The 26,297-nt window shown below is 38.5% G+C and carries 17 protein-coding genes; 8 read left to right on the top strand and 9 right to left on the bottom strand.

All coding sequences use genetic code 11. From position 1 onward, the window contains the following. Together IPK35_13850 and ung are read left to right on the top strand one after the other, a co-directional pair. A complete protein-coding gene (locus IPK35_13850; protein ID MBK8054309.1) occupies positions 1-660 on the top strand; it encodes a hypothetical protein in 660 nt (219 codons plus the stop codon). Between the two features lies 1 nt (position 661). Beyond that, positions 662-1,342 (top strand): uracil-DNA glycosylase, encoded by a 681-nt coding sequence (gene ung, locus IPK35_13845; protein ID MBK8054308.1) that lies wholly within the window; start codon positions 662-664, stop codon positions 1,340-1,342. 5 nt (positions 1,343-1,347) lie between these two features. Here the strand turns inward: ung and IPK35_13840 are convergent, their stop codons facing one another. Further along, a complete protein-coding gene (locus IPK35_13840; protein ID MBK8054307.1) occupies positions 1,348-2,151 on the bottom strand; it encodes an SDR family oxidoreductase in 804 nt (267 codons plus the stop codon). Between the two features lie 206 nt (positions 2,152-2,357). On the opposite strand from IPK35_13840, the gene IPK35_13835 reads away from it, so the two are divergent. The 5 genes from IPK35_13835 (at position 2,358) to IPK35_13815 (ending at position 8,587) form a co-directional block, all read left to right on the top strand. Next, positions 2,358-3,839, top strand: coding sequence for a cysteine--tRNA ligase (locus IPK35_13835; GenBank protein ID MBK8054306.1), 1,482 nt, complete (start codon positions 2,358-2,360; stop codon positions 3,837-3,839). 134 nt (positions 3,840-3,973) lie between these two features. Beyond that, a complete protein-coding gene (locus IPK35_13830) occupies positions 3,974-5,011 on the top strand; it encodes a T9SS type A sorting domain-containing protein (protein MBK8054305.1) in 1,038 nt (345 codons plus the stop codon). Between the two features lie 476 nt (positions 5,012-5,487). Then, the gene (locus tag IPK35_13825) at positions 5,488-6,339 is read left to right on the top strand and encodes an IS4 family transposase (protein ID MBK8054304.1); all 852 of its coding nucleotides are present in this window, start codon (positions 5,488-5,490) and stop codon (positions 6,337-6,339) included. A 5-nt stretch (positions 6,340-6,344) separates the two neighbouring features. Beyond that, on the top strand, positions 6,345-6,440 hold the full coding sequence (locus tag IPK35_13820) for a hypothetical protein (protein MBK8054303.1): 96 nt from the start codon (positions 6,345-6,347) through the stop codon (positions 6,438-6,440). Positions 6,441-7,303: 863 nt separating this feature from the next. Continuing rightward, positions 7,304-8,587, top strand: coding sequence for a DEAD/DEAH box helicase (locus tag IPK35_13815; GenBank protein ID MBK8054302.1), 1,284 nt, complete (start codon positions 7,304-7,306; stop codon positions 8,585-8,587). 108 nt (positions 8,588-8,695) lie between these two features. Here the strand turns inward: IPK35_13815 and IPK35_13810 are convergent, their stop codons facing one another. Then, complete coding sequence (locus IPK35_13810) at positions 8,696-9,082, bottom strand: DUF423 domain-containing protein (protein MBK8054301.1); 387 nt, start codon at positions 9,080-9,082, stop codon at positions 8,696-8,698. Beyond that, positions 9,072-11,462 carry an aldehyde dehydrogenase family protein gene (locus tag IPK35_13805; GenBank protein ID MBK8054300.1) on the bottom strand — a complete coding sequence of 797 codons (2,391 nt, stop codon included), beginning with the start codon at positions 11,460-11,462 and terminating at the stop codon, positions 9,072-9,074. The genes IPK35_13810 and IPK35_13805 overlap by 11 nt, the downstream gene beginning before the upstream one ends. Positions 11,463-11,700: 238 nt before the next feature. On the opposite strand from IPK35_13805, the gene IPK35_13800 reads away from it, so the two are divergent. Then, the gene (locus IPK35_13800; protein ID MBK8054299.1) at positions 11,701-13,983 is read left to right on the top strand and encodes a TonB-dependent receptor; all 2,283 of its coding nucleotides are present in this window, start codon (positions 11,701-11,703) and stop codon (positions 13,981-13,983) included. Between the two features lie 813 nt (positions 13,984-14,796). Here the strand turns inward: IPK35_13800 and IPK35_13795 are convergent. The 6 genes from IPK35_13795 to IPK35_13770 all read right to left on the bottom strand — a co-directional run bounded on the left by IPK35_13795 (position 14,797) and on the right by IPK35_13770 (position 26,038). Next, entirely contained in the window at positions 14,797-15,225 is a 429-nt protein-coding gene (locus IPK35_13795) for a hypothetical protein (GenBank protein ID MBK8054298.1), read from the bottom strand. A 57-nt stretch (positions 15,226-15,282) separates the two neighbouring features. After that, positions 15,283-16,386, bottom strand: coding sequence for a lactonase family protein (locus IPK35_13790; protein MBK8054297.1), 1,104 nt, complete (start codon positions 16,384-16,386; stop codon positions 15,283-15,285). Continuing rightward, positions 16,386-18,698: a TonB-dependent receptor gene (locus tag IPK35_13785; GenBank protein ID MBK8054296.1), complete on the bottom strand. Its 2,313-nt coding sequence runs from the start codon at positions 18,696-18,698 to the stop codon at positions 16,386-16,388. The genes IPK35_13790 and IPK35_13785 overlap by 1 nt, the downstream gene beginning before the upstream one ends. Positions 18,699-18,849: 151 nt before the next feature. Further along, positions 18,850-22,686, bottom strand: a complete 3,837-nt coding sequence (locus tag IPK35_13780; GenBank protein ID MBK8054295.1) for a T9SS type A sorting domain-containing protein — start codon at positions 22,684-22,686, stop codon at positions 18,850-18,852. A 40-nt stretch (positions 22,687-22,726) separates the two neighbouring features. Continuing rightward, entirely contained in the window at positions 22,727-23,323 is a 597-nt protein-coding gene (locus tag IPK35_13775) for a riboflavin synthase (protein ID MBK8054294.1), read from the bottom strand. Positions 23,324-23,326: 3 nt separating this feature from the next. Continuing rightward, entirely contained in the window at positions 23,327-26,038 is a 2,712-nt protein-coding gene (locus IPK35_13770) for a gliding motility-associated C-terminal domain-containing protein (protein ID MBK8054293.1), read from the bottom strand. Positions 26,039-26,297 lie beyond the last annotated feature (259 nt).

Below are 26,297 nucleotides of genomic sequence, written 5' to 3'. Positions count from 1 at the left end.
ATGGAGTTATTGGATATCATTTTACTTTTTCCAACAAGATTCAAACGTATCTTAAAACATTTGGTATATTTTATTTATGAAGGCGCTTATCAACACCCATGCAAACCTGATGGTATCAAAGAGTGGTTGTTTGATTTGATTTTTTATATACTTGATATTGCTGGAATTGCTGAAATTCAACAATTTGTGACTCGCTTGGCCAAGTGGAATATTCGAGGGTTGAATAACGACGAACTAACATTGGCCAGAAGGATTTTCGGCAATGCGATCGATTATTCGAAAATACGAATTGATGATAAGGCAAAAATTGGTATTGAGACCGTTGCATTGGCGTATGTCAGTTTTAATACTATCAATTATTATCAAAAAATAAAAAAAGAAATCCTTGTTCACGAGTTAGTCCATATATGGCAATATCAGATATATGGGAGTGTCTATATTGGTCGAGCATTCAAAGCACAAAAAAGCAAGGAAGGATATGATTATGGTGGCATAGAAAACCTATACAAAGTGATGCTCAACAAAGGCAGGCTGATGGATTTTAATTTTGAGCAACAGGCAGAAATTGTTGAAGACTATTACAGGATGATCAAAAACCCAGCCATTGCACATCCGATGCTGCAGAGTGTGTACAGATATTTTGTTGATGATATAAAGTGAAATGATGAATCCAGAATCAGTCCAAATTGCTCCATCCTGGCGAGATGCATTAAAAGATGAGTTTTTATCACCCTATTTTGATCAGCTGGCCGAGCGGCTAAAGTCCGATAAATTGAATGGTAAAACGGTTTTCCCTCCGGGACATTTGATTTTCAATGCTTATAATAGTGTGTCACCATCAGATGTAAAAGTTGTCATCATAGGACAAGACCCATATCATAATCCCGGAGAAGCTATGGGATTGAGCTTTTCAGTACCTAAAGGCGTCACAGTTCCACCGTCATTAAGAAATATTTACAAAGAACTAGCCAATGACACCGGTTTTAAAATTCCTGTTCATGGTGACCTCACATCATGGACTCAACAAGGAGTATTTCTGCTCAATGCTGTTTTGACTGTTGAGAAGAACAAGCCTGCATCGCACAGAGACTATGGTTGGCAGTCCTTTACGGATCATACAATACAACAACTTTCCACCCAATATAAAAACATTGTATTTATGCTTTGGGGCAATTTTGCAAAAAACAAAAAATCACTGATCGATGACGCCAAACATAAGGTGCTGGAAGCTGCTCACCCTTCTCCACTCGCGGGCAATGCATTTCAGGGCTGTAAACATTTCAGTAAAGCAAATCAATATCTGATCTCTGTTGGGAAATCACCCATTGACTGGCAAATATAAATTATTTAGTCTTCCAAAATCTCAGGAGCCATACCCATGCTGCTGAATCCTCCGTCATGGAATAGATTTTGCATGGTCACCATTCGGGTCATATCGGAAAACATTGTCACACAATAGTCCGCACATGCATCAGCACTCGCATTGCCCAAAGGCGACATCTTGTCTGCATATCCGAAGAAATCACCAAAACCTTTTACTCCTGAGCCAGCTGTAGTCACTGTCGGAGATTGTGAAATGGTATTGACTCGCACCTTAGCTTTTTTAGCCCAATGATATCCAAAACTTCGTGCAAAACTTTCTAAAAGAGCTTTGGATTCTGCCATTTCGCTGTAATCAGGGAACGTTCTTTGTGCAGCAATATAGGTAAGTGCCAGAATAGATCCCCACTCATTCATAGCTTCCATTTTCATCGCTGTTTGCATCACTTTATGAAATGAGATGGCTGACACATCAAATGTGGTTTTCATCCATTCATAATTGAGATCAGTATAGTCTTTCTTTTTACGAACATTGATGGACATACCAATAGAGTGTAATACAAAATCAAGCTTTCCCCCAAGGATTTCCATTGATTTCGATATCAGGTTTTCAAGATCTTCGATGCTTGTGGCGTCTGCAGGTATGATCTGACAATTGAGTTTTGTTGCCAGCTCATTGATCTCTCCCAGTCTCATGGCTACAGGAGCATTTGTCAATACGATCTGTGCTCCTTCTTCTACACATCTTTCTGCTACTTTCCACGCTATGGATTTGCTGTCTAAAGCTCCGAAAATGATTCCTTTTTTACCTTTTAATAGTCCGTGTCCCATTTTGATTTTTTGATTATGAAATGTGGCACAAAGATAATAACAATTGGATAGCATCATATAATTGATAAAAGATTCTGCATCAATTTTCTTTTTTCATTTTACAAGAAATTAACAATATATATGCATTAGTTATAATATCTTTGTCCTTCTTTACGTCAGGATAAACGAAGCTGTATTCAGATCTTTATCTTTTAAACTCATTTTTCATGAATTCAATATTGACTGTATATAATAGCCTCACAAGGCAAAAAGAAGTTTTTAAGCCTATTCATCAAGGTTTCGTAGGGATGTATGTCTGCGGTCCTACAGTATATAGTGATGTACATTTGGGCAACTGCCGGACATTTATGAGCTTTGACATGATATACAGATATTTGCTTCACTTAGGCTATAAAGTCAGGTATGTGAGAAACATTACGGATGTCGGTCACTTGCTTGATGACGGAGAAGACAGAATGTCCAAGGGGTCAAAGGCTGATAATCTGGAGCCCATGGAAGTTGCACAGAAATACACTGTTGGTTTTCATGATATGATGCGGATTTTTAATACTTTACCACCGAGTATTGAGCCCAGGGCTACAGGCCACATCCTTGAGCAGATAGAGATGGTACAAAGCATCATCGATCGTGGATTTGCTTATACGAGAAATGGTTCGGTTTATTTTGACACAATAAAATTTGCAGAGAAAACCGGCGAATACGGGAAACTATCTGGCAGGGTGATTGAAGAGCTCATTTCTGAATCAAGAGATAATCTTAAAAATCAGGACGAAAAAAACCATCCATCCGACTTTGCCATTTGGATGAAAGCTTCAGATGAACACCTTATGAAATGGAATTCACCTTGGTCGGTGGGTTTTCCTGGTTGGCATCTGGAGTGTAGTGCCATGAGTACAAAGTATCTCGGACTTCAGTTTGATATACACGGTGGTGGAAATGATTTGAAATTTCCTCATCATGAAAATGAAATCGCTCAGAATGTTGGGGCTTGTGGTTGCCAGCCTGCAAACTATTGGCTTCATACCAATATGTTGCTGATGAATGGTAAAAAAATGTCCAAAAGTGATGGCAATACCATTTCGCCGGTTGAACTATTTGCAGGTGACAGTGTGCATGTAAGTAAGGGATACAGTCCGATGGTGGTACGATTTTTTATGCTGCAATCCCACTACAGGTCACCCAATGACTTGACGAACGAAGCGCTATCAGCATCTGAAAAAGGTTTTAAGAGGCTGATGGATGCGTATAAAAATCTATCGAATTTATCAGCTTCATCAACAGGTCATACTGAGCTTGATAAAAAAGCGGAAGGTATCATTGACGGCATTTTTGAAGATATGAATGATGATTTTAATACTCCCAAAGCCATTGCCGGATTGTTTGAACTCGTGACAATGATTAATAGTGTTAAAGAAGGACAAATAGCTGTTTCCGAAATTTCGCATGCCACGATTGAGAAAATAAAAAGCACCATGAAGGCAATAATTTTTGATGTTTTTGGGTTGAAAGATGAATCAGAAAGCAATGCAGGTCCGGTGGAAGGATTGATGGATTTGGTCATTGATTTACGTCATCAGGCAAGGAATAATAAGGACTGGGGCACATCTGATAAAATTAGAGATGCACTGGGTGGAATAAACATTCAAATCAAAGACGGAAAAGAAGGAACTTCCTGGGGATATAAATAATGAGTGGATGAGAGAATGATGAAATTAGAAAATGATAAAATGAGAGAATTGGAGAATGATTGATGTTTACAGAATCTGATGTTCATCTCCAAAAGTGGAATTTTTAACAAATAAACAAACTAAATAATTAAAATATGAAAACCTGGTTTTTTACATTTACATTGACGATTTTATTTGCATCCGGCATTAACAGCCAACAGGTGAGCAAGAAAAACTGGACCCTTGTTCATGAGAGAACTGCTTCGTGGTGCCCTTTCTGCGGCACATGGGGATGGAATATGAAAGATGAGATATTTAGCACCTATGCAGATCAAAACCTGATTTTTATGGCGGTGCATCATAGCGGTGATCTTCTGAATCAAACGGCTACCGAATTCGGAGATAATTTTTCTGGTACTGGTCAACCCATTTTTTATATGGATGGTTCCAATCTCAATGTAAACAGTTCCAATATAGCAGAAAGAATAAGAGATATAAAAATTGCCATGGATTTTAAAGCCACACAATCAGTTTTTGCAGGTGTCGGAGTGGATGCTACTCTAAATAGTAGCACCAAGACCTTGACGGCTAAAGCAAAAGTGGAATTTCTTGAGGCAGTAGAGGGTGGCGACTATTATCTTGGTCTGTATTTGGTCGAAGATGTTTTGAATTTTCAGTCCAGCAGGACCGGTACACCTCTTCACAGAAATGTATTGAGACAATCATTGTTACCCACTACATTTGGTAAAACACTAAAAACCGGAGCTGTTGCTAAAGGTGCCGTTTTTAATGTGGATGCTTCACTAGCCAATGTAAATGCCACAAGGGATAAAATCAAAGTGGTAGCCATCATCTGGAATAAAGTTGGCTCAAAATACATATTCTTCAATGCTAATGTAGTTAATGTTGGGATTCCGGCTTCCACAGATTTTGAAGCAGACATTAATAACGATATGATCGTCACACAAAATGAATCCAATTCAGTTATTGTTGATATAAAAAATATTGTTTTAGATCAGGATGCAGTATTGAGTATAGCGGATATAAGCGGAAGACTATTAGCTAGTCAACAAGTTATCAAAAACAATTCAAACCAGATTTTGATCCTTAAAGGAGATTTTAATCAGGGAGTACACATAATTACACTTATAAGCGATAAGAAAAGAATTTCTAAAAAAATTGTGCTGCACTAAAAGTTTCAATATTATGTAAGTTCACATCAGATATAAACAATTTTTTAAACAGGGAAAATTCATGAAAATGGGTTTTCCCTGTTTGATTTTGTGAAGTGAATCATTGGTGCAACTAGATTTAGTTCTACTTTGTTAAATTATACAGAATTCCCAATTGATTGGAAACTGTTGGGTTAACCCAACAGTTGTGACCCCAATTTTACGTGAATGTAAAAACATGGTTGAATTGGGCGGGTCGTCTCAAGCGTAGATTGACAAGCTCTTAAGGGAATAAGGGTAGCGAGGAAGAAAATTTGAATTTGTATAGATAGATTGATATTATAAAATTTAACACTACTAACCGACTTAAAAAATAAAAAAGCGGGTTAACCTCAAAGATTAACCCTTTTGTCATACCTTTTGGCTACCAAACACACTAAGTATGACAGTCAAAGATAACTCAAAAAAAATTAGTCGGTCAGCCAATTTTCAAACAATTGATTGATTTTATACCAAAAGATAAGTTTGCAGTATTAGCACTAACCCACAAAACAGATAAGCATTATAGGTCATTCCCTGCTTGGACGCAACTGATCACTATGCTTTTCGGAATATTTAGCAGATGTGATTCTATGGGTGAAATATGTGATGGAATGATGGGAATGCAAGGTAAATTAAATCATCTTGGACTTAAATCGTCACCTGCCAGAAGTACTGCTGGTGATGGATTGAGAGAACGAGACAACGTGTTTTTTGAAAAGCTGTACTTTGAACTTCCGCAACATTTTAAGCCAATTTTGTCGGTCAGCCGCATTAATAATGTATCATTCAGCGACCTATTTATCTTTGATTCGAGTACCATTAGACTATTTTCTGATATTATGAAAGGTGTGGGGCGCAATCCAAAGGATGACGGCAGGAAGAAAGGTGGGCTCAAAGTCCATATGCTCATTGATGCACACGCTGATACCCCTGCGTTTGTAAAGATCAGCGAAGCCAAATGTCATGATAAAACTTTTATTCAATACCTAAACCTTCCCGAGCATAGTATGGTGGTGTTTGACAGGGCTTATAACCATTACCTCCAATTTGCTAAATTTACAGGCAAGAAGATCAATTTTGTATGTAGATTGAAGAAAAATGCAGTGTATGACATCATAGAACAAACATATTGTAAAGAACTGAACGACACAGAATATGGTGTCTTGAAAGAAGAACACATACACCTTAAATACAAGGACAACGGAGAAGAAAAAGCGTTGTGTTTGAGGAAAGTCACGTACAAAGACGAAAAAGGAAGGGTATATGAGTTTATCACCAATAACTTTGAAATAAAAAAGAAGAAGTAGCTTATATATATAAACTCAGGTGGAATATAGAGCTCCTGTTCAAGAAATTGAAACAAAATTTTCAATTGCACTTTTCTATTCAGAAACAGAAAACGGGATAAAGACACAAATATGGTGCACATTGATAGCACAATTACTACTCCTGATACTAAAAGTAAAATCCGAAACAAAAAAAGCCTTCTCTACAGTGGCAGCATTGGTGAGGATCCATATGATAAGCCTCATAGATGTAATCTGGATGGTTGAAAACAGCCGCAGAACTTATGTAAAAGCCACAAAGACAAAAAAATAAATCACCCTGTCCTCAATTATCGATCTTTTAAAATATGGGGGTACTAAAGGAAGTCTTAAACAATGGTCATTGACAGTCAGTTGTTTATAGGTGAAATTTGATGAATTATAATTTAAGTCGGTTAATAGTGAAAATTTTATTGAAAGAAGGAGCGTTAGCTCTGATATCTTTGTAAAAATAACTAACTAATTGATAATAAGGGGCGTAGCCCTGATATCATTAATGATGCTGAAATTGTTTTAAGATTATAGGGCTAACGCCCCTGATTATATGTTTTGGAGCTCTTGAATACAAAGATTATAGGGCTATGCCCCTAGTATTTAGTACTGTAAAATACCTTATTAATAGTAACACTGAAAAAGTGCAGTTCATTATTCACCCTAAATAAGAGTATGTTTAAAATTAATCCTTTAGCAATAAAATGTCTTATTTTGGCTGCAAATTTATTAAATTTTTCATCGAATTGCCTATCCGCCGCGGCGGACTGCAAAATTTGCTTCTTTTCTCTCTAAATAAGTTCATTTTATTATCCAAAAACAAAATTTAAACATACTCTAAGGTGAATTAATACCTTATGCACAATATTTTGTATATTTGCATTTTTATAATACAAAGTTCGAAGTTCGGTACTTTTTTTAATATTTGGACTTTGACATTAAACTCAACATTACAATGACTTTTGCAGAACTTGGCCTGGATGAAAAGATACTTGAAGCTATATCTTACATGGGGTTTGATCAGGCTACACCTATACAGGAAAAAGCGATTCCTCAAATACTTAAAGGAAAGGATCTGATTGCATGCGCTCAGACAGGAACAGGGAAAACTGCTGCATTTATGCTACCATTGATCCACAACATGGCCTCTGATCCGCATGATGGCACAAGCACTTTGGTCATAGTTCCGACGCGCGAATTGGCTGTTCAGATTGATCAGCAGATTCAGGCTTTTGCCTATTTTGTTCATGCATCATCCATGGCAATTTATGGAGGTGGTTCGGGCGCAGAATGGGAAACACAAAAGAAAGCATTAGCCAATGCTGACATCATCATCGCCACTCCCGGGAAACTTATAAGCCATATCAATATGGGCAATGTGAAATTCAATAAGCTAAAATATCTGATTCTCGATGAAGCAGACCGAATGCTGGATATGGGTTTTTATGATGACATACAGAAAATTATAGCTTCATTGCCAAAAAAGAGGCAGACTTTGATGTTTAGTGCCACCATGCCGCCCAAAATGAGAGTTTTGGCCAAACAAAACCTGATCGATCCATATGAAATAACACTTGCGGTCTCCAAACCATCAGAAAGAGTTCTACAAACTGCTTACTTAGTTAATGATATCCATAAGTCTACTCTCATTAATGATTTAATCAAAGATAAGCCCAATCTGGAAAGCATAATTGTGTTTTCGTCCACAAAGAAATCAGTCAATGAAATCGTAAGAAGCTTGTCTGGAAAAGGTTATGCGGTAGAAGGTATTTCATCCGATCTTGAGCAAACCCAACGGGAAGAAGTTGTCAACAGATTCAGGGCCAAACAGATTCGCGTCCTTGTTGCTACGGATGTATTTGCGCGTGGTATTGATATTAAAGATGTTCATTTGGTAGTCAACTACCATGTCCCGGGAGATGGTGAGGATTATGTCCACAGAATAGGGCGAACAGCACGAGCTGATGCTACAGGAGTGGCCATCACTTTGGTCAATGAAGACGAAATGTACAAATTTGCTGCTATCGAAAAGCTCATAGATACTACCATCGTAAAACTTCCCATTCCTGCCTATATTGGCCAAAGTCCTGAATGGTCTTTATCCAGACCAAAAAGTAGTTTTCAGCGTGGCAGATCATCCAGCGGAAGGCCTTCATCAGGAAGTTCCAATAAACCCCACCAGAAATCAAATAATAAAAATAGATTCGGAAGTAAAAAGGCAGGTCCACATAAGCCGTAAAATATGTTTTCAAATCGAGTTAACAAATGGCAAATTATTGATTTATGGGATCGAAGTCACAGACCACGACCATCAGTTAGTGAAAGGAAATTGTCCGAACCTGAATGGCTATTTTTTAGTTGTAAATACAAGATTGAGCCATCCCAAAATAAAAAAGACACCACCTATGGGAGTCACAGGACCAACAAAATTCCAACTATCTCCACCATATAAATGCTTTGTGCTCAATATATATAAAGAGCCACTGAATAGAATGATACCTGTCAGGAAAAGATAAAAACTACGTTGTAACAGTGGACTTTCTTTAATATGTAAGGCTATGATAAACATAGCAAGTACATGCACAAACTGATACAAAGAACCTGTTTTGAATGTGTCTATTTGAGCGTCATTCAAGTGCTGTTTCAAGCCATGAGCCGCAAAAGCTCCCAATATTACAGCTAATGCCCCAACCATGCCGGTTATTTTTATAAGGCGATTTGGATTATGCTCCATATGGTATCCAAATGTTTTTTATCTCAGTGGCATGTCTTAAAAATTCATAACCTTCGCTCTGAGATTTGTCCATCCAATCCCTGTATTTTCCATCATTTACCCATGTGCGTTTGAGGTTGTCAGCTGACAGTAGTTCGATATCCTTGCTTCCCTGAGCGGTACCAAAATACCATAGTCCATCCACATCATCGTGTTTTGCCAGTTCTTTGGACAACTCATCTTTACCTCCTGTGACAATATTTACAGCTCCGGCAGGAACATCTGAAGTCTCTAATATCTGATAAAAGTCAGTAACTGATAATGGTGAAGTTTCAGACGGAATCACCACCACTGTATTACCCATTGTCAAGGCAGGAATCACAGTAGAAATAAAGCCCAAAAGCGGAGCTTCATCAGGACATACTATGCCGATGACACCTACTTTTTCAGGCATAGCCAATGTGACATTCCTGCTTGTAGTATGATGTACATGGCCATCATATTTGTCCGCCCATGCTGCATAGGTATATATACGGTCAATACTTGCAGCTACTTCTTTATCTGCATCAGACTGGTTCTGATTGGTTTGCAACATGATTCTTGCAGCAAATTCAGAAGCTCGTGTATATAGATTTTCAGCTATGTAATATAATACCTGAGCTTTGGCATGTCCTGTCATTGTCCCCCATGAAGTGCAGGCATGTGCGGATTCTACTGCGTTTCGGATATCTTTTCTTCTTCCTTTTGGCACTTCTGCGATGTGTATGCCGAACGCATCTTTAACTCCAATACTATTACCTCCGTCCGGTCTGACTTGTTTGCCGCCAACAAAAATTTTGGGAGTTCTGTCGATGGTGGGTAGTGTACCTGAACTACCGTTCTTTTTTGAAGCTTCAACAGCCTTTAGCTTTTTTGGGGTATCAGAAAAATCATTTTCAGTCTTATGTTTTACATATTCATACAAGCCTTCCTTACCACCTTCTCTGCCAAATCCGGATTCTCTGTATCCACCAAAACCCGATGCAGCATCAAATACATTGGTACAATTGATCCAAACTGTACCGGCCTTTATCTGTGGGGCGATGTCCAGAGCAAGATTGATATTTTCAGTCCATATACTGGCTGCCAAACCAAATCGGGTATGGTTGGCCAGTTTTACAGCTTCACTATGTGATCTGAAACTCATCGCAACAAGGACGGGACCAAAAATTTCAACCAAGGCTATTGTAGACGAAGGTGATACTTCAGTAAATAGGGTAGGCGGATAAAAGAAACCTTCTGTCGGGCATGCCCAGGAAGGCTGCCAGATATCATTTCCTTCTTCTACTCCTTTCTGGACCAAATCCTCGATGACTTTCAATTGAACAGGAGCAACTATAGCGCCTATATCAATACATTTATCTAAAGAATTGCCAACGCGAAGAGTTTCCATACGAGCCCGTATTTTTTTATAGAGTTTTTCGGCAATGCTTTCCTGTACAAGAAGCCTAGATCCCGCACAACATACCTGACCTTGGTTAAACCAAATCGCATCCACTACACCTTCGACCACGCTATCCAGATCAGCATCTTCAAACACAATAAACGGAGATTTTCCACCCAATTCCAGAGAGATCTTTTTGCCTGAACCGGCTGTGGCTTTTCTGATGATTTTACCTACTTCGGTAGAACCTGTAAAGGCTATTTTTTTAACAGCAGGATGATTGACTATAGCGGCTCCAGTATCACCGTGTCCGGTGACGACATTGACCACGCCGTCAGGCAAACCTATCTTCTTACAAATATCAGCAAAAAGCAATGCGGTCAATGAAGTGAATTCGGCAGGCTTAAGGATCACGGTGTTTCCCATGGCAAGTGCCGGGGCTATCTTCCATGATAACATCAGTAAAGGAAAATTCCACGGAATGATCTGGCCAATGACTCCAATTTCCTTATAATCCTTCATCTCAGTATCCATTAGTTGGGCCCATCCTGCATGATGGTAAAAATGTCGTGCCACCAATGGAATATCAATATCTCTGGTCTCCCTAATGGGCTTACCATTGTCCATAGACTCCAAAACCGCAAATAGTCTTGAGTGCTTTTGAATCTGTCTTGCGAGGGCATACAGATACCTTGCCCTGCCGTGTCCGCCAAGGTTGACCCACGGCTTTAGTGCTTTTTCTGCTGCATTGACCGCCGAGTCCACGTCTTTGTTATTACCTTCAGAGACGTCCGCCAGTTTTTCTTTTGTAGAGGGATTGATACTTTCAAAATACTCACCGGAGGAAGGTTTTGTCCATTTGCCATTGATGAAAAGGCCAAATTTTCTCTTGTGACTTTCCAGAAATGCTAAGCTTTCTTTATTGCTTTCAGGAGCCGGTCCGTATTCCATGGACTCAAATATTTCTTTTACCTTCATGGGCATCATTTTTTATAACTTGTGAGTGATCTGTATTACAAATCTATTGCCAAAAAATAAAATCAAATGATTTTAGTTATATTAATCACAAAAATAAGAAAATACGGAGAATCATTGTGAAAATAGAATATTATAGTTAAAAATGCATTTTACAATTTTGAATATCAAAATTAAATATGAAAGACACATCAACACATTATTCCCATCTTTTACTTACTTTTATCACAAAAATCAAGACATGAGCAAGAATATGAAGTCATTAGCCAGTAGCCTGATATGTACTTTGATGTGTTTATCGATGTCTATAGCTCAGACCGTAAGTGTCACCATAAAAGATAAACTGGACAAGAATCCTCTTTATGGAGTTAACATAGCTCATGATGATAAGGGGTACTATACTGACTTAGACGGAAATTTTTTACTCGATATAAGTAAGATGCCTGTCATCCTAACTTTGAGTTATGTAGGGTATAAAACTATGATTGTAGAGTATAAAGATGCAACATCGGTTCCTTCAGAAGTGTACATGGAAGCATTGGACCTTATGCTGGATCAAATCACTGTGACGGGTTCAAAATATGAACAGAATATTGCTAAAAGCACAATATCTATTGACATCCTGAAGTCGGATCTCCTTCGATCTGTCAATGCAACCACTTCAGATGAAATATTAAATAAAATTCCAGGGGTGCAAGTGCTGGACGGACAGGCTAATATAAGAGGTGGATCAGGGTATTCCTATGGTGCCGGAAGCAGGGTGATGCTACTTGTGGATGATGTCCCTGCTTTACAACCGGATGCCGGTTTTCCCAACTGGAATGATATACCCATAGAAAATCTATCTCAGATAGAAGTGCTCAAAGGTGCTGCATCGACCCTTTACGGATCTGCCGCATTGAACGGTATTGTCAATTTCAGGTCGTCGTATGCCACATCAAAACCTGAAACCCGATTTTCAGCTGCGGCCACAGTGTTTGCATCTCCAAAAGATGACACTAAAAAATGGTGGAATGATACGTTGCGATACGAAAGCAATTTCACCTTTGTACATAAACAGAAATTAGGTAAGCTGGATGTGATTGCAAGCGGATTGTATAATAAATCAGAGGGATTCAATCAATTTACAAATGAGAGTCGGGGACGTGGCAATTTGAATTTCCGGTACAGGATCACTGACCGATTGACTGCGCAAATGGGACTTTTAGGTAATTTTTCGAAAAGTAATAGTTTTTTCCTATGGGCAAACCCGGCATCAGGAGCGATGAGGCCATATACCGGCACTGTGTCTGACAGAACATCAAGACGCATTTACCTTGACCCTTCATTGACCTATCTTGACAAAAAAAATAATAAGCACAGGTTCATGACACGAACGATTCTTGTGGATAATCGCAACAACACCAACCAATCCAATAAATCGACCAATCAATACACGGAATATCAGTTTCAACGCAATTTTACAAAAGCAAAGTTGATCCTTACGACAGGTGTGGTAGGCGCTTGGACAAGTGTGGACTCTGAAATACTGGGAGATACTCTGTTTACGGCACATAATTATGCTTCTTACCTGCAATTGGACAAAACAATTGACAAACTCACCCTTGCCGCCGGTATCCGGTATGAATATATCGGGCAGCGGAGCCCTGAAAATTTCAAAGGTGACGTGATCCCCGGCGGAAGTGTATCAGATGACAGATGGATATCCAGGGTGACTGCCAACTACAGCGTGAGCGAATATTCTTCATTGAGGCTTTCCTTAGGTCAGGGTTACCGATACCCAACTTTAACGGAACGATTCGTGACCACATCTTTTGGCAATTTTTCAATTTTTGCCAATCCTTTTCTTCAGCCGGAGACCGGATGGTCGTCAGAATTGGGTTATAAGCAAGGATTTTCTTTGGGTGGATTTAAAGGATATGTGGATTTTGCAGGTTTTATATCGGAGTACAATGATATGATAGAATTTACTTTTGTTTTTGAGCCCAATAAATTCGGATTTCAGCCTCAGAATATCGGAAATACACGAATATCGGGTTATGAAGTCAGTGTGTCTGGACAGGTAAACCTTTTAGGAATTCCCATTACGGTACTCGGAGGATATACTTACATAGACCCAGTTTATAAAAATTATGATACTTCAGAAGCGATAAGAAACTCAGTGTCAGAACCAATAAATGTACTGAAATACAGGTCAAAACACCAGGCAAAAATAGATGCAGAAGCTAAATACTGCCAGTTTAAATGGGGTATATCTGTGCAACGGGTAAGTCATGTGATTAATATTGATAAGGCATTTGAAGCTGTTCCGCCCGTAAGTATCGATCTTTTTGGTATAGGCCAATATCGTGATTTTAACAATAATGGTTATACCTTAGTAGATACCAGAATTTCTTACCAGGTGGGTAAGTTGACCATCACAGCTTTGGCAAATAACATCCTGAATAGTGAGTACACCCTAAGACCTGCATTGATAGAAGCTCCAAGAAATTTCGGACTGAGGTTGGATTATAAAATGAATTAATTACTGAAGTATCGGAGTTGTTATATTTCACTGCTGGCGCAAGTTTGCAACTTGTGCCTTTACTACTATCCACTAAACACATATAGGTGCATTTCATTTTTTCGCACTTTGCTCGATTTCTTATCAAGCATCGTTTGTTCGTCGTAGTTTTTAGCTACGATGCAATATATTAAGGCATCTTGCCAGAATCGCAAAAAAAATTGATTATTTTTAATGTGAGGCGAAAAAATGAAATACACCCTTCTATTATCTCCAATCTTTATGTCCGAGATTAATATAGGGACGTAGTCCTGTGATCTTTGTAGCAAAAATATCCACACACCATCACATAGGGGCGTAGCCCTGTGATCTTAAGAGATGTGGTAAATATAAGATGTCAGGGCTACGCCCCTTATGTTTCAGGTGCTAATGTTTTCTACAAAGATGACAGAGCTACGCTCCTGCCTCGTTAGGCGGGTGTAATTTATCTGCAGGATCATGTCTCTTAAGCATCGTTTGTTCGTCGTAGTTTTTAGCTACGATGCAATATATTAAGGCATCTTGACTAAATCGCAAAAAAAAATGATGATTTTTAATGTGATGCGAAAAAATGAAATACAACCACACATATCCTTCTAGTGCTCTGTCAAGATAAAGTAGTTAATTAAATGTCGCTCTTTTTCCAAATCTCTTCGTTAAAAATACCCCCTTTGCTGGCGCAAGTTTTCAACTTGAAGATAATTTATGTGTGTCATCTGGAGTATCAGTTATGGCAAAACCATAGCAACACTGCGACGTAGTGAATACTACGCCGAGCTGGGGATGCACCCTAAACTATAACCACTGACTCCAGGGCACTCTGCTGAGTAGTAATAACAAGCCTATGCCATAATATATAAGTATAGCCTTATTTCCGCTGCCGGATGCCATGGCCTTTTTGGCTTTGTTGAAACCTATGGTGATGATGATGATAGCCAGAATATTGATAAAAGGATGCTCCACAGCCAGTAACCTGGAAAACGAATCCTTCATAGTTTCTCCCGAGAGGTTCTGAAAACCATATGGGGATACAAAATACAGCACCAAACCGAAAAGCAATTGTATATGACAAGCAATCATCCCAAACATAGCCGTTTTTAAGTTAGATCCGGAGTAGGGTTTTTTATTGACCATGCTAAGGATAGCTATCAACAAAGCTATAATAATGGCAGCAAATGCCACGTAAGCAAAATATGAATGTGATGACTTTAGAAAGTTGTACATGCTATTGTGGTTTAAGTCTCAAATGTATAAAAAATCTGTAAGGTGTGGTGTAAAAGTTTAAAGAAATTTAAGACAAACGGGCTTGTGGATATCCTTAACTTCCTGAATATGTGTTAATACACCGGTATGGAGATTCCGTCTGAATATTTGGATATTGTTACTTTTTTGATTGGCTACCAGCAGAAAATTACCTGATGGATCAATGACAAAATTGCGGGGAAAATCTCCAAAAGTGGATTGGTGACCTGCGAAAGTCAGAGCACCGGAGATTTTGTTTACAGAAAAAATGGCTATAGAATTATGTCCTCTGTTAGAACCATAGACAAATCTTCCGTCCGGAGAAACATGGATATCAGCACAATAGTTTTTTCCACTGTAGTTCTCAGGAAGGGTAGAAACTGAGGATGTTTCTTCCAAGGCTTCTTTCTGATATTTGTAAACATTAATTTTTGAAGTATATTCCAAAATGCAATAAACATATTTTCCTTGTGGATGGAAGGCAAAGTGTCTTGGGCCTGATCCTTTTGGAAGGGTAGTGTAAGGATTGGGTGCCGGTTTCAAAAATCCACTCTTACTATCGAGAGTAAAATGTAAAATCTTATCCAATCCAAGATCAGGTACAAAAACATCTTTGTTGTTTGGTGTAATATTGATGGAATGAACGCGAGGATTTATAGACTTTTGTGTGGTATCAGTCACATGTCTGAATGTTTGAGTCGGTAAACCCATCTTGCCATCGGAAAGAATAGGTAAGACACTCCCGTCACCACTGCCATAATGGCCAATGATGCACCAATTATCGTTCTTATCAGTCACCACATGACAGGGCCCTGAGCCACCGGAACGCTGTGTATTCAGATAAGACAAACTTCCGGACCGCGCATCTATTTTATAAGAAGTGACACTTCCTTCCTGATTTTCGCCAATGGCAAACAGATATTTTTTATTGTTTGAAATACTCAGAAAGCTGGGATTGGATATTTTGTAGCTATGTATGACTTTTGAAATAGTTCCTTTTTTCATGTCAAATTCAAACACATAGATACCAGTACTGTCTTTATCAGAGTAAGATCCTGCATACAAAAATCTTTTCTGGCCAGAGACTAATGTGTTGAAAAATAATAATATGGCGCAAATACTTATACCAATAGGCGACTTCATCACTCGGCTTTAATTTTTATGCCTACGAAAAATGTCCTTGGCAATCCCGGGCCATAGACATAGTTACTGTCTCGGTTTTTACCTTTGTCAAAATCATTTTGATAAGCATTGAATACATTTTTTACGCCTCCGAAAATCTCTACATCGGATCCATATTTATTATGAAGATGAATGGTGTAGGCTGCACGGGCGCTGACTTCTGAAAATGGATTGCTGGTGATGATGACATTGTCAGAAAAATTTTCAGCTCCGCCAAAATGCACAACTTTCATAGCACCTGTGTAGATATAATTTAGGTTGATAGCCCACTTTTTATTAGGATTTAGGTTCACATTGGCAAAACCATATGTATTTGGAGTTCTTACAAACTCATTTATGGCCGGAGCTTCATCAATATACTTGACGGCTTCTCCAAAACTGCTCGATTGTAATGTAAAACCCGATTCGATTTGAATCACTTTATTGTAATTCAACCTTCCCTCCAGTGTCACTCCCTGTACTGTAGCTGCTGAACCATTTCTTTTTGTAAAAATCTCTCCAAAGTCGTCTTGACCGGTGTTTTCAAGGACAAATGCATCTTTCAATCGGGTATAAAAACTTTCAATAGTAAAGCCTGCAATGTATTTTTCACTGGTTTTGTCATAATTTACAGAAGCTGACCAGCTTTGTGACCTCTCTTGCCTGAGATTTTTGTCTAATTGGACACGCGAAACGCCACCACCTGCAAACGCTATATGGAGATCTGTATCAAAAGCCTGTGGAGCTCTGAACCCTGTTCCATAGCCTAACCTGAATTGTGTTGTCCCTTTGAGTTTGTACAACACAGAAGCTCTGGGACTAAAAAGAAGACCGTTTACCAGATTGTGTTTATCAGCCCTGATACCTGAAAGAAGGTTGAGTGAAGGCAGGATTTCCCAGTCACTCTGAAAAAATGTGCCCCAATCTTTGCTCGTCTGGTCTATCAGATATCTGTATGCCGGAATTTTGTCCAGGATATCATCTGAAATATATTCAGTTCCCATCGTAAGCACATTTTTACCTCCCATAAAGTCATCCAACCGATGATTGAACTGAATTCCTCCCTGAATGGTAACATTTTCTGATGTGCCATAAGGTGGATTTTCTATGTGAGACTGAATATCCGCGGGTTCGTCCGGAAAAACGCCTGTATAGTGTTTTCGTAGTGTGTTTTGAAATGCAGCATATGTAATGAACGAAGAATTGTCGTCATTAAAATTGATCTGATAATCTGCACTACCCAACCAAATGTCATGATTTCTTTCTTCTGATTGAAGAGTCAGATAGGCAGGTTTTTCTGTCATTTCACCACCAAATCTGTATTCGTCGAGTTTGCTGATACTAAGTTCAAGCTTTTGATTTTCAGCTGGTTTAACAAAGAAGTTGGCTCCTATCGATGTACTTTTGAGCTTGGGTAATTCTGAAAAGTTGTCACCATTGGCATCGTAAAAATCTCGGTCTCTATGATTCATAAAAAGGGATATACCTGCATTTTTGGCATCATTGACCCAAGTGGTATTGCCATTCAATATTAAATCATTGGCTCCATCTGTGTTCTGATAAGTAGAACTGATTTCATAAAAGCTTTTTTTCGGAATTTTTGTAATCACGTTGACAGTGCCGGCAATAGCACTTGACCCATACAAACTTGAACCACCACCTCTTACGACTTCGATCCGGTCTATCATATTGACCGGCAATTGCTCCATACCATACAAGCTCATCAATGGACTGAAAATAGGGCGGCCATTTATTAAAATCTGAGAATATCCACCCGCTAAACCATTCATCCTGAGCTGTGAGTAACCACATGTCTGACAATCCGTTTCGACTCGTAATCCTGGTTGGAATTTCAAACCTTCTGATAAGTTACAAACCTGCAGGTTGTTCAATGTTTTGCTGTCCAGGATGTTTACAATAGTGGCCGTCTCTGATTTTCTTTTGAATGTTTTTGTACCAGTTACTACGATTTCATTGATCGAGATAGCTAATTCCTGCAGTTCAAAATCAAGTTTGATCCTGGATTGGCTGGCGTTGATATTAATTTCCTGCTCTTTTGATTCCATACCTACCATATCTGCTTTGAGTGTATGGATTCCATATGGAATGTTTTCCAGAACATAGGAACCGTTCATGTCTGTGGCCGTACCAGTACTTGTTCCTTTGATCTGAATGGTTACAAACTCTGCCGGCTTACCCTGGACATAGACTGAGCCAAAAACTGTTCCTTTTTGGGCAATTGAAAAATAACAACTATATACAAAAATAGCGAGGAGTAATGACTTTTTGAACATAAGTAAGTATATAAAATTGAACTGTTAACTTGTCAAAAACATCACTTGGGTCAATATAGTTGTGTAGTAGAATTTAATTTTCGAAAATTGCACTGGTGCTCTACAGGAAATGATTACTGAGATCCCCGGATATTTTTGGTATACATTTCAATTAATTGATCACTATAAATCGTTTTGTCAACACTGTATTATCAATGAGTATCTTCAGAAAGTAAATTCCAGGCATCAGACCTGATGCGTCTTGTAAATCAATGAGTTGAGTGTCAATATCTGAAAAATAAGATGAAGTTGATACTAATTGTCCTGCACTGTTGTGTATTTCTATCCATCTAATTTTAAGACCAGTGTTATTTGAGAGATAAAGCTTTTCTGACACCGGATTAGGATATAATTTCAACTTTTCAAATAAGATATCGTCAGCAGAGGTCATGACATCAAGCTGAATATTATTTATTATCAGTTCGCATCCTGCTGAGTCTATTACTAAAAGTTGGTAGACTCCTGTCGTTAGGCCTTCCACCAATGATGAATCCCCCACCTTTTTATTTTCTTTAAACCAAGTGAATTTTAATGGTCGGGTTCCTCCTTTCATAATGGCTTCCATTCTGCCATTTTTTAGTGATGTTGATCCAGGTCCAAATTTTATAATCTTGTCCAAAACTAAAGGTGCAGTGATGGAAGTGACACTTGCATTGAATATAATTGCAGAACAGTTGACTGAATCACTGATGATGAATAAGTAATTACCAGGTTTCAAAGAGTCAATGGGTAATTTATATTGTCCTGAATTGTTATATATTTCAATATTGTATTTCTGAAAATTTCCTTTTATGTCCAATTCAACTTTCCCATCAGAACTGTTGAAACAGGTGGCGGGTTTTATACTTTTAACCGTGGCTGAAAGTAGACAAATACCTCCATCGATAACTATCGATCCTGTTTGCAGGCACTTATTTTTATCTTCAATAGAATAATAGAACAAGCCAGGGGGCATGTTATCTAAGACCACTCCAGTCCTTCCGTTACTCCAAACTACGAGAAATGGTCCAGTACCGCCATTGATATTCAATTCCACTTTTCCATCTGATTTTCCGGCTATGGTCTCATTTTTAATTTTTGCTGTTACCATAATAGAATCTACCTGGTTGACTCTGAATGTATCGGAAACCATACATCCTTGTTGATCGGTGACAGTTACAGTGTATAATCCATGAGCCAGTCCTGATAAAACTGATCCGGTAAGGGATGTATCTGGCCAAGAGTATTTTAATGAGCCCAAACCTCCTTTCACTTTAAATTCAATGCCCCCGCTTTTTGTGTCATAGCAAAAAATGTCTGTCACCTTTTTGTCTGAAATTCGTAATGTATCTGTTGTATTAATCGTATAAGATTGAGTGGTTTTACATAGATTTTTATCTGTGATAGTGATGGTGTACATTCCTGGTAGCAGTGACATTATTTTTGATATGGTATCTCCTGTATTCCATTTGAAAGTTAAGGAGTCTTTTCCACCACTGGCTTTGATACTCAAACTACCATTACTAAAGCCCGGGCAGATAAGTGTGTCTGATGTCAGGAGTTCTGCTTTAATGCGTGGAGGTTGGGCAATACTGATGGTGTCAGTGATACTCTTACAACCATTTTTATCTTTGGCTGTAAGAGTATATTTTCCTGAAGGAAGTTTAGTAACAATATTTGAGGTGTCACCCGTTGACCAAAGGTATTTTATCAAAGTATCAATCTTGACAGACGCCTGTCCTGTACTGTCACCAAAACATTTTACGTTCTTAAGTTCTATCTCAGGAAGCTGAAATCCAGGATTTGAGTTTAATGTAATTGAGTCTGAAACAGTGCACAACAAGCTGTCAGTAATATTGACAATATAACTTCCTGAAAACAAACTATCATTTTTCAAACCAACCATCCCATTCGACCATTTTACTGTAAAGGGCCCCTGATTATCCCGGACTTTAATCGAAATAAAACCATCACCCACTTCCTTACATCTCGGGTTCTTTGTTGAGTCCACACGGATTTTGATACCTGTTGGTTCTTTTACACTTATACTACCGGCGAGAGTACATTGATTTGCATCAGTTACTGAATAATGATAAATACCTGCAGATAGATTGGTGATCAATGACGTTGAATCATTATTTGACCACAAGTACTTATAGTTTTTAGTGCCTCCCTGAATTTTAATGCTAGCTTGTCCTTTTGCATCGCCTTTGCACACATTATTCAGGATAGAGTCTGATATTACCGACAATGGTTCAGGCTGACTGATTTGAAAAGAATCCAGAGCAGTACATTTTTTTAAAGTATCAGTGACAGTGACAAAGTATTTACCGACTTTAAGGTTGTTTATGTTTTTTAGAGAATCTTTTGTAGACCATTTATAAATGACGGGATTCTGTGTGCCCGAAATACTGATATTGATACTACCGTCTGAGCCCCCGTGGCAATTTACATTTTTGATAATTTCAGATATAGATAGAATTTCAGGTTGCTTCAGTTCAATTACTTTAATAACCGAACAATCCTGTAAATCAGTAATTGTTACTGAGTAAAAACCGGCACTTAAGTTGCTGATATTACTTGAATTGCCAGTATTAGCTGATCCGTCTGACCATGCGAATTGGTAATCAGGAGTACCTCCTGCCACTTTTATTTTTATTCTGCCATCTTTTGCTCCAAAACATTTAGGGTCTATTAATTCATCTATGATACCTACTATGGTGTCCGGCTCAAGTAAAACAAAGCTGTCTGATATGCTACACCCCGTATTGTCTGAGACTGTGACGGAGTAAGTGCCCGGATGTAAGTTTTGTATTTTTGCAGTGGTATGTTGATTTGACCATAAGTATTTGTACCCTGATGCTCCTCCTGTGACAGACAATGAAATAGAACCATTACTAAGACCCTTGCAGGATGGTGTGGAAGTAATTTTCGATATTTGTAATGGTGGTAAGACTTCTATTGATGTTTGGGATACCTTTTTGCAATTATTCTGATCAGTCACCGTTATAGTGTAGATTCCAGCCTTGGCACTTTCTAAAACACCGACAGTACTCCCCGTTGACCAAAGATAAGAGAAATTTCCAACGCCACCAGCAGGTAGGGCAGTCATGTTTCCTTTTGCACTACTATCGCATGCAGGCGAGGAGTTGAATGAAATAGTGATGGGCGGTGGTGCAGGTATTGTAACATTAACAGAAACTGAAGCACCTGCATTATCTGTGACGGTTACAGAATTCAGTCCGGAACTCATAGTGATATTTTCTCCGGTCGTAACTCCATTACTCCAAAGATATCTATATACTCCTGAACCACCGCTTGGCACTGCCTTTGCGGCGCCGTCTGACGAATCAGCACACTTTGCAGCTGTTACATCAAAAATATTGACAGATAATGGCGATGAAGGATTTCTAATAGGGATTTGAATAGATGATGCCACGACTTTATCACCACTTGTGCTGTTGTCACCATTTGCTATTAAGCCGGCTGAATAAAATTTTATGACAGGATTTATTCCCTGAGCACTTGGTGAAGTCCAGTCAACCGTATAAGTAAGGGTCCGTGAAGCGGGAAAAGTGTCTGCAGGAGCGTGACCGAAATACGTCTTTCCACCAAATACAGTTCTTAAGTCAGATCCGGTGGAGTTGTTCGTCATAGATCCTGCATTTGTATTAGTACCGGTAAGGGCCAATAGTTGAAAACCGGCTTTTTTTGCCATACTGTTTGGATTAGAGACCGTTACTGTTATTTTGTAGGTAGTATTAGTATTAATGGTATCCGGCAAGCCACTGATTACAATATTGCCATCAATAGCATTATTGGTACCGGTGTGGCATGATGCACAATGTGAGTCACCGGGCGCTCCTGTGTACCCTGAACCAGAAGAAACCGGCTGCATTCCTGAGTTGGCAAGACCAACTATCATTATAAGTATCAAAAAACCAAAATAAAAAACACTCTTTATTTGCATCAGCACCTTTTTAATTAAAACGATCAAAAGGGACTGTCCCCTAATTAAAATTTATCTTATCAAGATAGTTGACTATATACTTTCCAAGTATGTCAAACTCAATATTTACTTTGTTTCCTTTTTGTAATGTTTTGAAGTTTGTATTTTCGTATGTATAAGGAATAATAGCTACTGAAAAAGTGTCAGCATTAAGATCAGCAATGGTGAGACTGACGCCATTAATACATACTGACCCTTTTGGGACGACCAATTTATTGTATTCTTTTGGTAACTCAAATGTATAATACCAACTTCCATCTGCTGCCAACACATCTCGACAGACAACCGTAGTGTCCACATGCCCCTGAACAAAATGACCATCCATACGACTCGTGGCGAGCACAGAACGTTCAAGATTAACGAGACTGTTGATTTTCAGGTCGTTAAGATTACTTTTATTGAGTGTTTCTTCGATAGCAGTCACAATATGTGCATCAGTAGTTTTTTTTACAACAGTAAGACATACGCCATTATGAGCGATACTCTGATCAATATAACTCTCACCGCTTAAAGATGAATGAATGGTAAAGTGTACATTGGAACCTTCTCTTTCGATAGCCTTGATCACACCTGTTGCCTCAACAATTCCGCTGAACATGTTCTAATTTCTTATTAAATGAATAAATCCGTTAAGGGTATTTTTCCTTTCTGTAATGCCTGCAACCCTTTTTTCAAAAACGCGGCAAATATAGTGATAAGTTCCGTCAGAAAGTTCATTTCCTTTATTAGTTGTTCCATCCCAGTTAATCTCAGGGTCTGTGGTCTCAAAAACAAGGTTGCCCCATTGGTTATACACTAAAAATCGAACTTCTGCGATAAAGAGATTAATTCTGGGTTTAAAAATATCATTTTTTCCGTCACCATTTGGTGTAAAAGTATTTGGCAATTCATAAAACGGGCAATTATCTACACACAGCTTATTGCTTCTTGCGCTCTCGTTGCCATTAAAATCGATAGTGGTCACTGCATAACATCCTGACAACCCATTTAATGGATAGTGCGAATACAACAAACCATCTGATACATTTTGCTCTTTGATTTTTTGAAGTGAATCCTGAATTGTTTCGGCATAATAAATAACATATGTGGCAATATCATTAGAGATATTCGGACACTTATTGAAAGGATTACTCCATGAAAGACTATTGTATAGTTCATCGGGAGTGGTGATACCATTAAGACGTTCGCAAACATTGGTTACTTTCAGATCAGGTGGACATGAAGCTACATTGTCCACAGGTCTTTTGCAGACTTCCTGAGAGAAATTTAATAAAGGATCTTCTATACCCGGAATAGAATAAGATCCTTTGGATTCTATCCGATAACAATAGATGCTGTCGTTAGAAAGATTTCCGTGTTCAAAGTTATTTCCTGCTGTTTCAGCCAAAAACACAAACTGACCGGTGGTTCTTTTAATAAAAATAGTATATAATTGATTGCTCCATGGGGTATTGCTATTCCATGATAAGATATTTTTTTTATCAGAAGGGGATACCGTCAGAAACACAGATGTAGCTCTTGGCGAGTCTCCGATCTTTTTAGAATTGCTGAAAAATGATATGAAATAAGAGTATTGGTTATCGATTGTGTTCAGGTTTTTATCAAAATAGTTGCTGTCAGGTATAGTTTTAAAATGAACTGAAGATATCGAACTCACCAAAACAGGGGCACCCCCAACTACTGCTCTGAATATGTCAAATCGATACGGTCCCGGATTTTTTATAGTATCTAATTGGTCAGCCAGAGGTTTTGCCCATTTCACATGTATCATTCCATTACCGGAAGATGTCTCAGTCACAGAAACTTTTGTGATGAGAGGAATATCTCTTTTCAGGATAACACACGATTCATTAGATGGAAGGCTCTCCACAATATTGAATGGGTTGGAAGTACTGGTGAGTTTTGCAAATTCTGCCTGAACCCTGTAGCAATAAGTATTGCCGGCTTCAGTTTGGTCATCGATGAAAAAATATTTATCACCGGATTTTGCAGTTGTTCTGAATGATATTTTCTGAAAAGGTGATTTGGTAAGCCCGGGATTGCAAGTGTCTGGTTGGTAGTTTGAACTTGCGATTTTTCTCCAGACAGAAAATCCATAAAAATAGTTGTCCCTTGCCATATCACATGAGTATGGGTTATCCCATTCCAATCTTATCGCTCCATTTTCGCTTTTAGAAATCAGATTTTTAGGTGGGGGTCCTACTACTTTAATTCTGATTGTTTTTAATGTAACTAAGCCTGTGGAATCCGGAAAATAATTGTCGATTGCTTTTAAAACAATCTGGTAATACTGACCTGAAATGTGGTTACAATTAGTTTGCCACTCTAATTTTGCGTTAAAATTTACATTTGTGAAGTTGGCCGGTCCTGTCAATACGGCCGGAGACACTTCAACAAAAGGGCCTCCTGTGGCTGTCAGTTTTACCTTTTGGTTTGTATTTGGGTCTGAAACTTCAATATCAATGGACAATTTTTCACCGGCTACAACACATATTTCTGCTATCGACTTGATGGCAGGTGGCTCATTATCACATGCTCGGATCAGGATTTGCATATCGCGCAAAATGACGTTGATGAGCTTTCCTTTCCTGTATTCTTTTATTTTGATAGCAATATTGTATTGGCCTTGAAGTTTTGGCGAATTCCACCTTATTTCACCTGTTACCGGGTTGATAGTCAGATTGTTGCCTGCCAACTCACCAATCAGATTTGGCAGTTTGTAATTTGGTACAGGTAAATTAATGTCCATCAGAGGTATTGCCAGCTCGTATGCCAAACTGTCCTGATCCGGATCATAGGCGTTGGGGTTGTGTATAAATACCTTGTTGACGCAACCATTATCAATAGGGGCTTGCAGTAAAACGGCTGAATTGTTAAATCCCTGAAATTGCTGATCAAGCAGTGTAAACGTAGTACTCAAGAAAAATGCAATATCTATGGAGTTAGGATAATTGACGTTCAGAATATTGCCGATCCTGTTGGGGTCAACAAAAGAAACAGTATATGTAGCACTACCAGGATAAGTGTGGTTAGCTATATATTTGTTGATTTTGATATCATTGGGTTCAAATCTGGTCAGGTCGTTGTTTCTTTTCACCCATTCTTTGGAGCCGTCTCCCCACAAAACTTCCAGACTGTCTCTATCAGCAGCTACACTACTGGCTTTGGTGTAAGTAGTGATCGTCATTTCTATCGTCAAGGGACTGAGTTGTCTATAGGTGATTTCTCCGGCACGGTTATGCGTCGCTGATATGACCCATGGCGCCAGTATAATTATGATTAAATATAAGTATTTTGATATCCGGATTTTCACAAATACAAACTTACGATATTCTGTCGAATAATTATTGATTACATCATAACAATCATGTTAAAGTTATGTTTTTTAAGAAGTTGCCTGATTTATTTTAGCGTAAGTTTAAATACTCAAATTTACCATAATTTATTTTGTCCTTCATTTTATACTCATGCAAGCGTAATTGTCATTGCCGATATCTTGATACTTGATATTTAGTCCCTGCTCTTGCAATTTTAAATTTAAGCTTTTTTTTAATGTTTGTTCATCTTTACAC

The sequence above is a fragment of the Saprospiraceae bacterium genome, from assembly GCA_016713025.1.
Classification (GTDB): Bacteria; Bacteroidota; Bacteroidia; order Chitinophagales; family Saprospiraceae; genus OLB9.
The sequence above is the reverse complement of the archived record's forward strand: the minus strand, read 5'-3'. Positions and strand labels throughout refer to the sequence as shown.

Coding starts and splice junctions, on each gene's coding strand:
- IPK35_13835 (MBK8054306.1), top strand. CDS start 2,358: ATGAATTCAATATTGACTGTATATAATAGCCTCACAAGGCAAAAAGAA.
- IPK35_13850 (MBK8054309.1), top strand. CDS start 1: ATGGAGTTATTGGATATCATTTTACTTTTTCCAACAAGATTCAAACGT.
- IPK35_13810 (MBK8054301.1), bottom strand. CDS start 9,082: ATGGAGCATAATCCAAATCGCCTTATAAAAATAACCGGCATGGTTGGG.
- IPK35_13830 (MBK8054305.1), top strand. CDS start 3,974: ATGAAAACCTGGTTTTTTACATTTACATTGACGATTTTATTTGCATCC.
- IPK35_13840 (MBK8054307.1), bottom strand. CDS start 2,151: ATGGGACACGGACTATTAAAAGGTAAAAAAGGAATCATTTTCGGAGCT.
- ung (MBK8054308.1), top strand. CDS start 662: ATGATGAATCCAGAATCAGTCCAAATTGCTCCATCCTGGCGAGATGCA.
- IPK35_13780 (MBK8054295.1), bottom strand. CDS start 22,686: ATGCAAATAAAGAGTGTTTTTTATTTTGGTTTTTTGATACTTATAATG.
- IPK35_13815 (MBK8054302.1), top strand. CDS start 7,304: ATGACTTTTGCAGAACTTGGCCTGGATGAAAAGATACTTGAAGCTATA.
- IPK35_13790 (MBK8054297.1), bottom strand. CDS start 16,386: ATGAAGTCGCCTATTGGTATAAGTATTTGCGCCATATTATTATTTTTC.
- IPK35_13795 (MBK8054298.1), bottom strand. CDS start 15,225: ATGTACAACTTTCTAAAGTCATCACATTCATATTTTGCTTACGTGGCA.
- IPK35_13785 (MBK8054296.1), bottom strand. CDS start 18,698: ATGTTCAAAAAGTCATTACTCCTCGCTATTTTTGTATATAGTTGTTAT.
- IPK35_13775 (MBK8054294.1), bottom strand. CDS start 23,323: ATGTTCAGCGGAATTGTTGAGGCAACAGGTGTGATCAAGGCTATCGAA.
- IPK35_13805 (MBK8054300.1), bottom strand. CDS start 11,462: ATGAAGGTAAAAGAAATATTTGAGTCCATGGAATACGGACCGGCTCCT.
- IPK35_13800 (MBK8054299.1), top strand. CDS start 11,701: ATGAGCAAGAATATGAAGTCATTAGCCAGTAGCCTGATATGTACTTTG.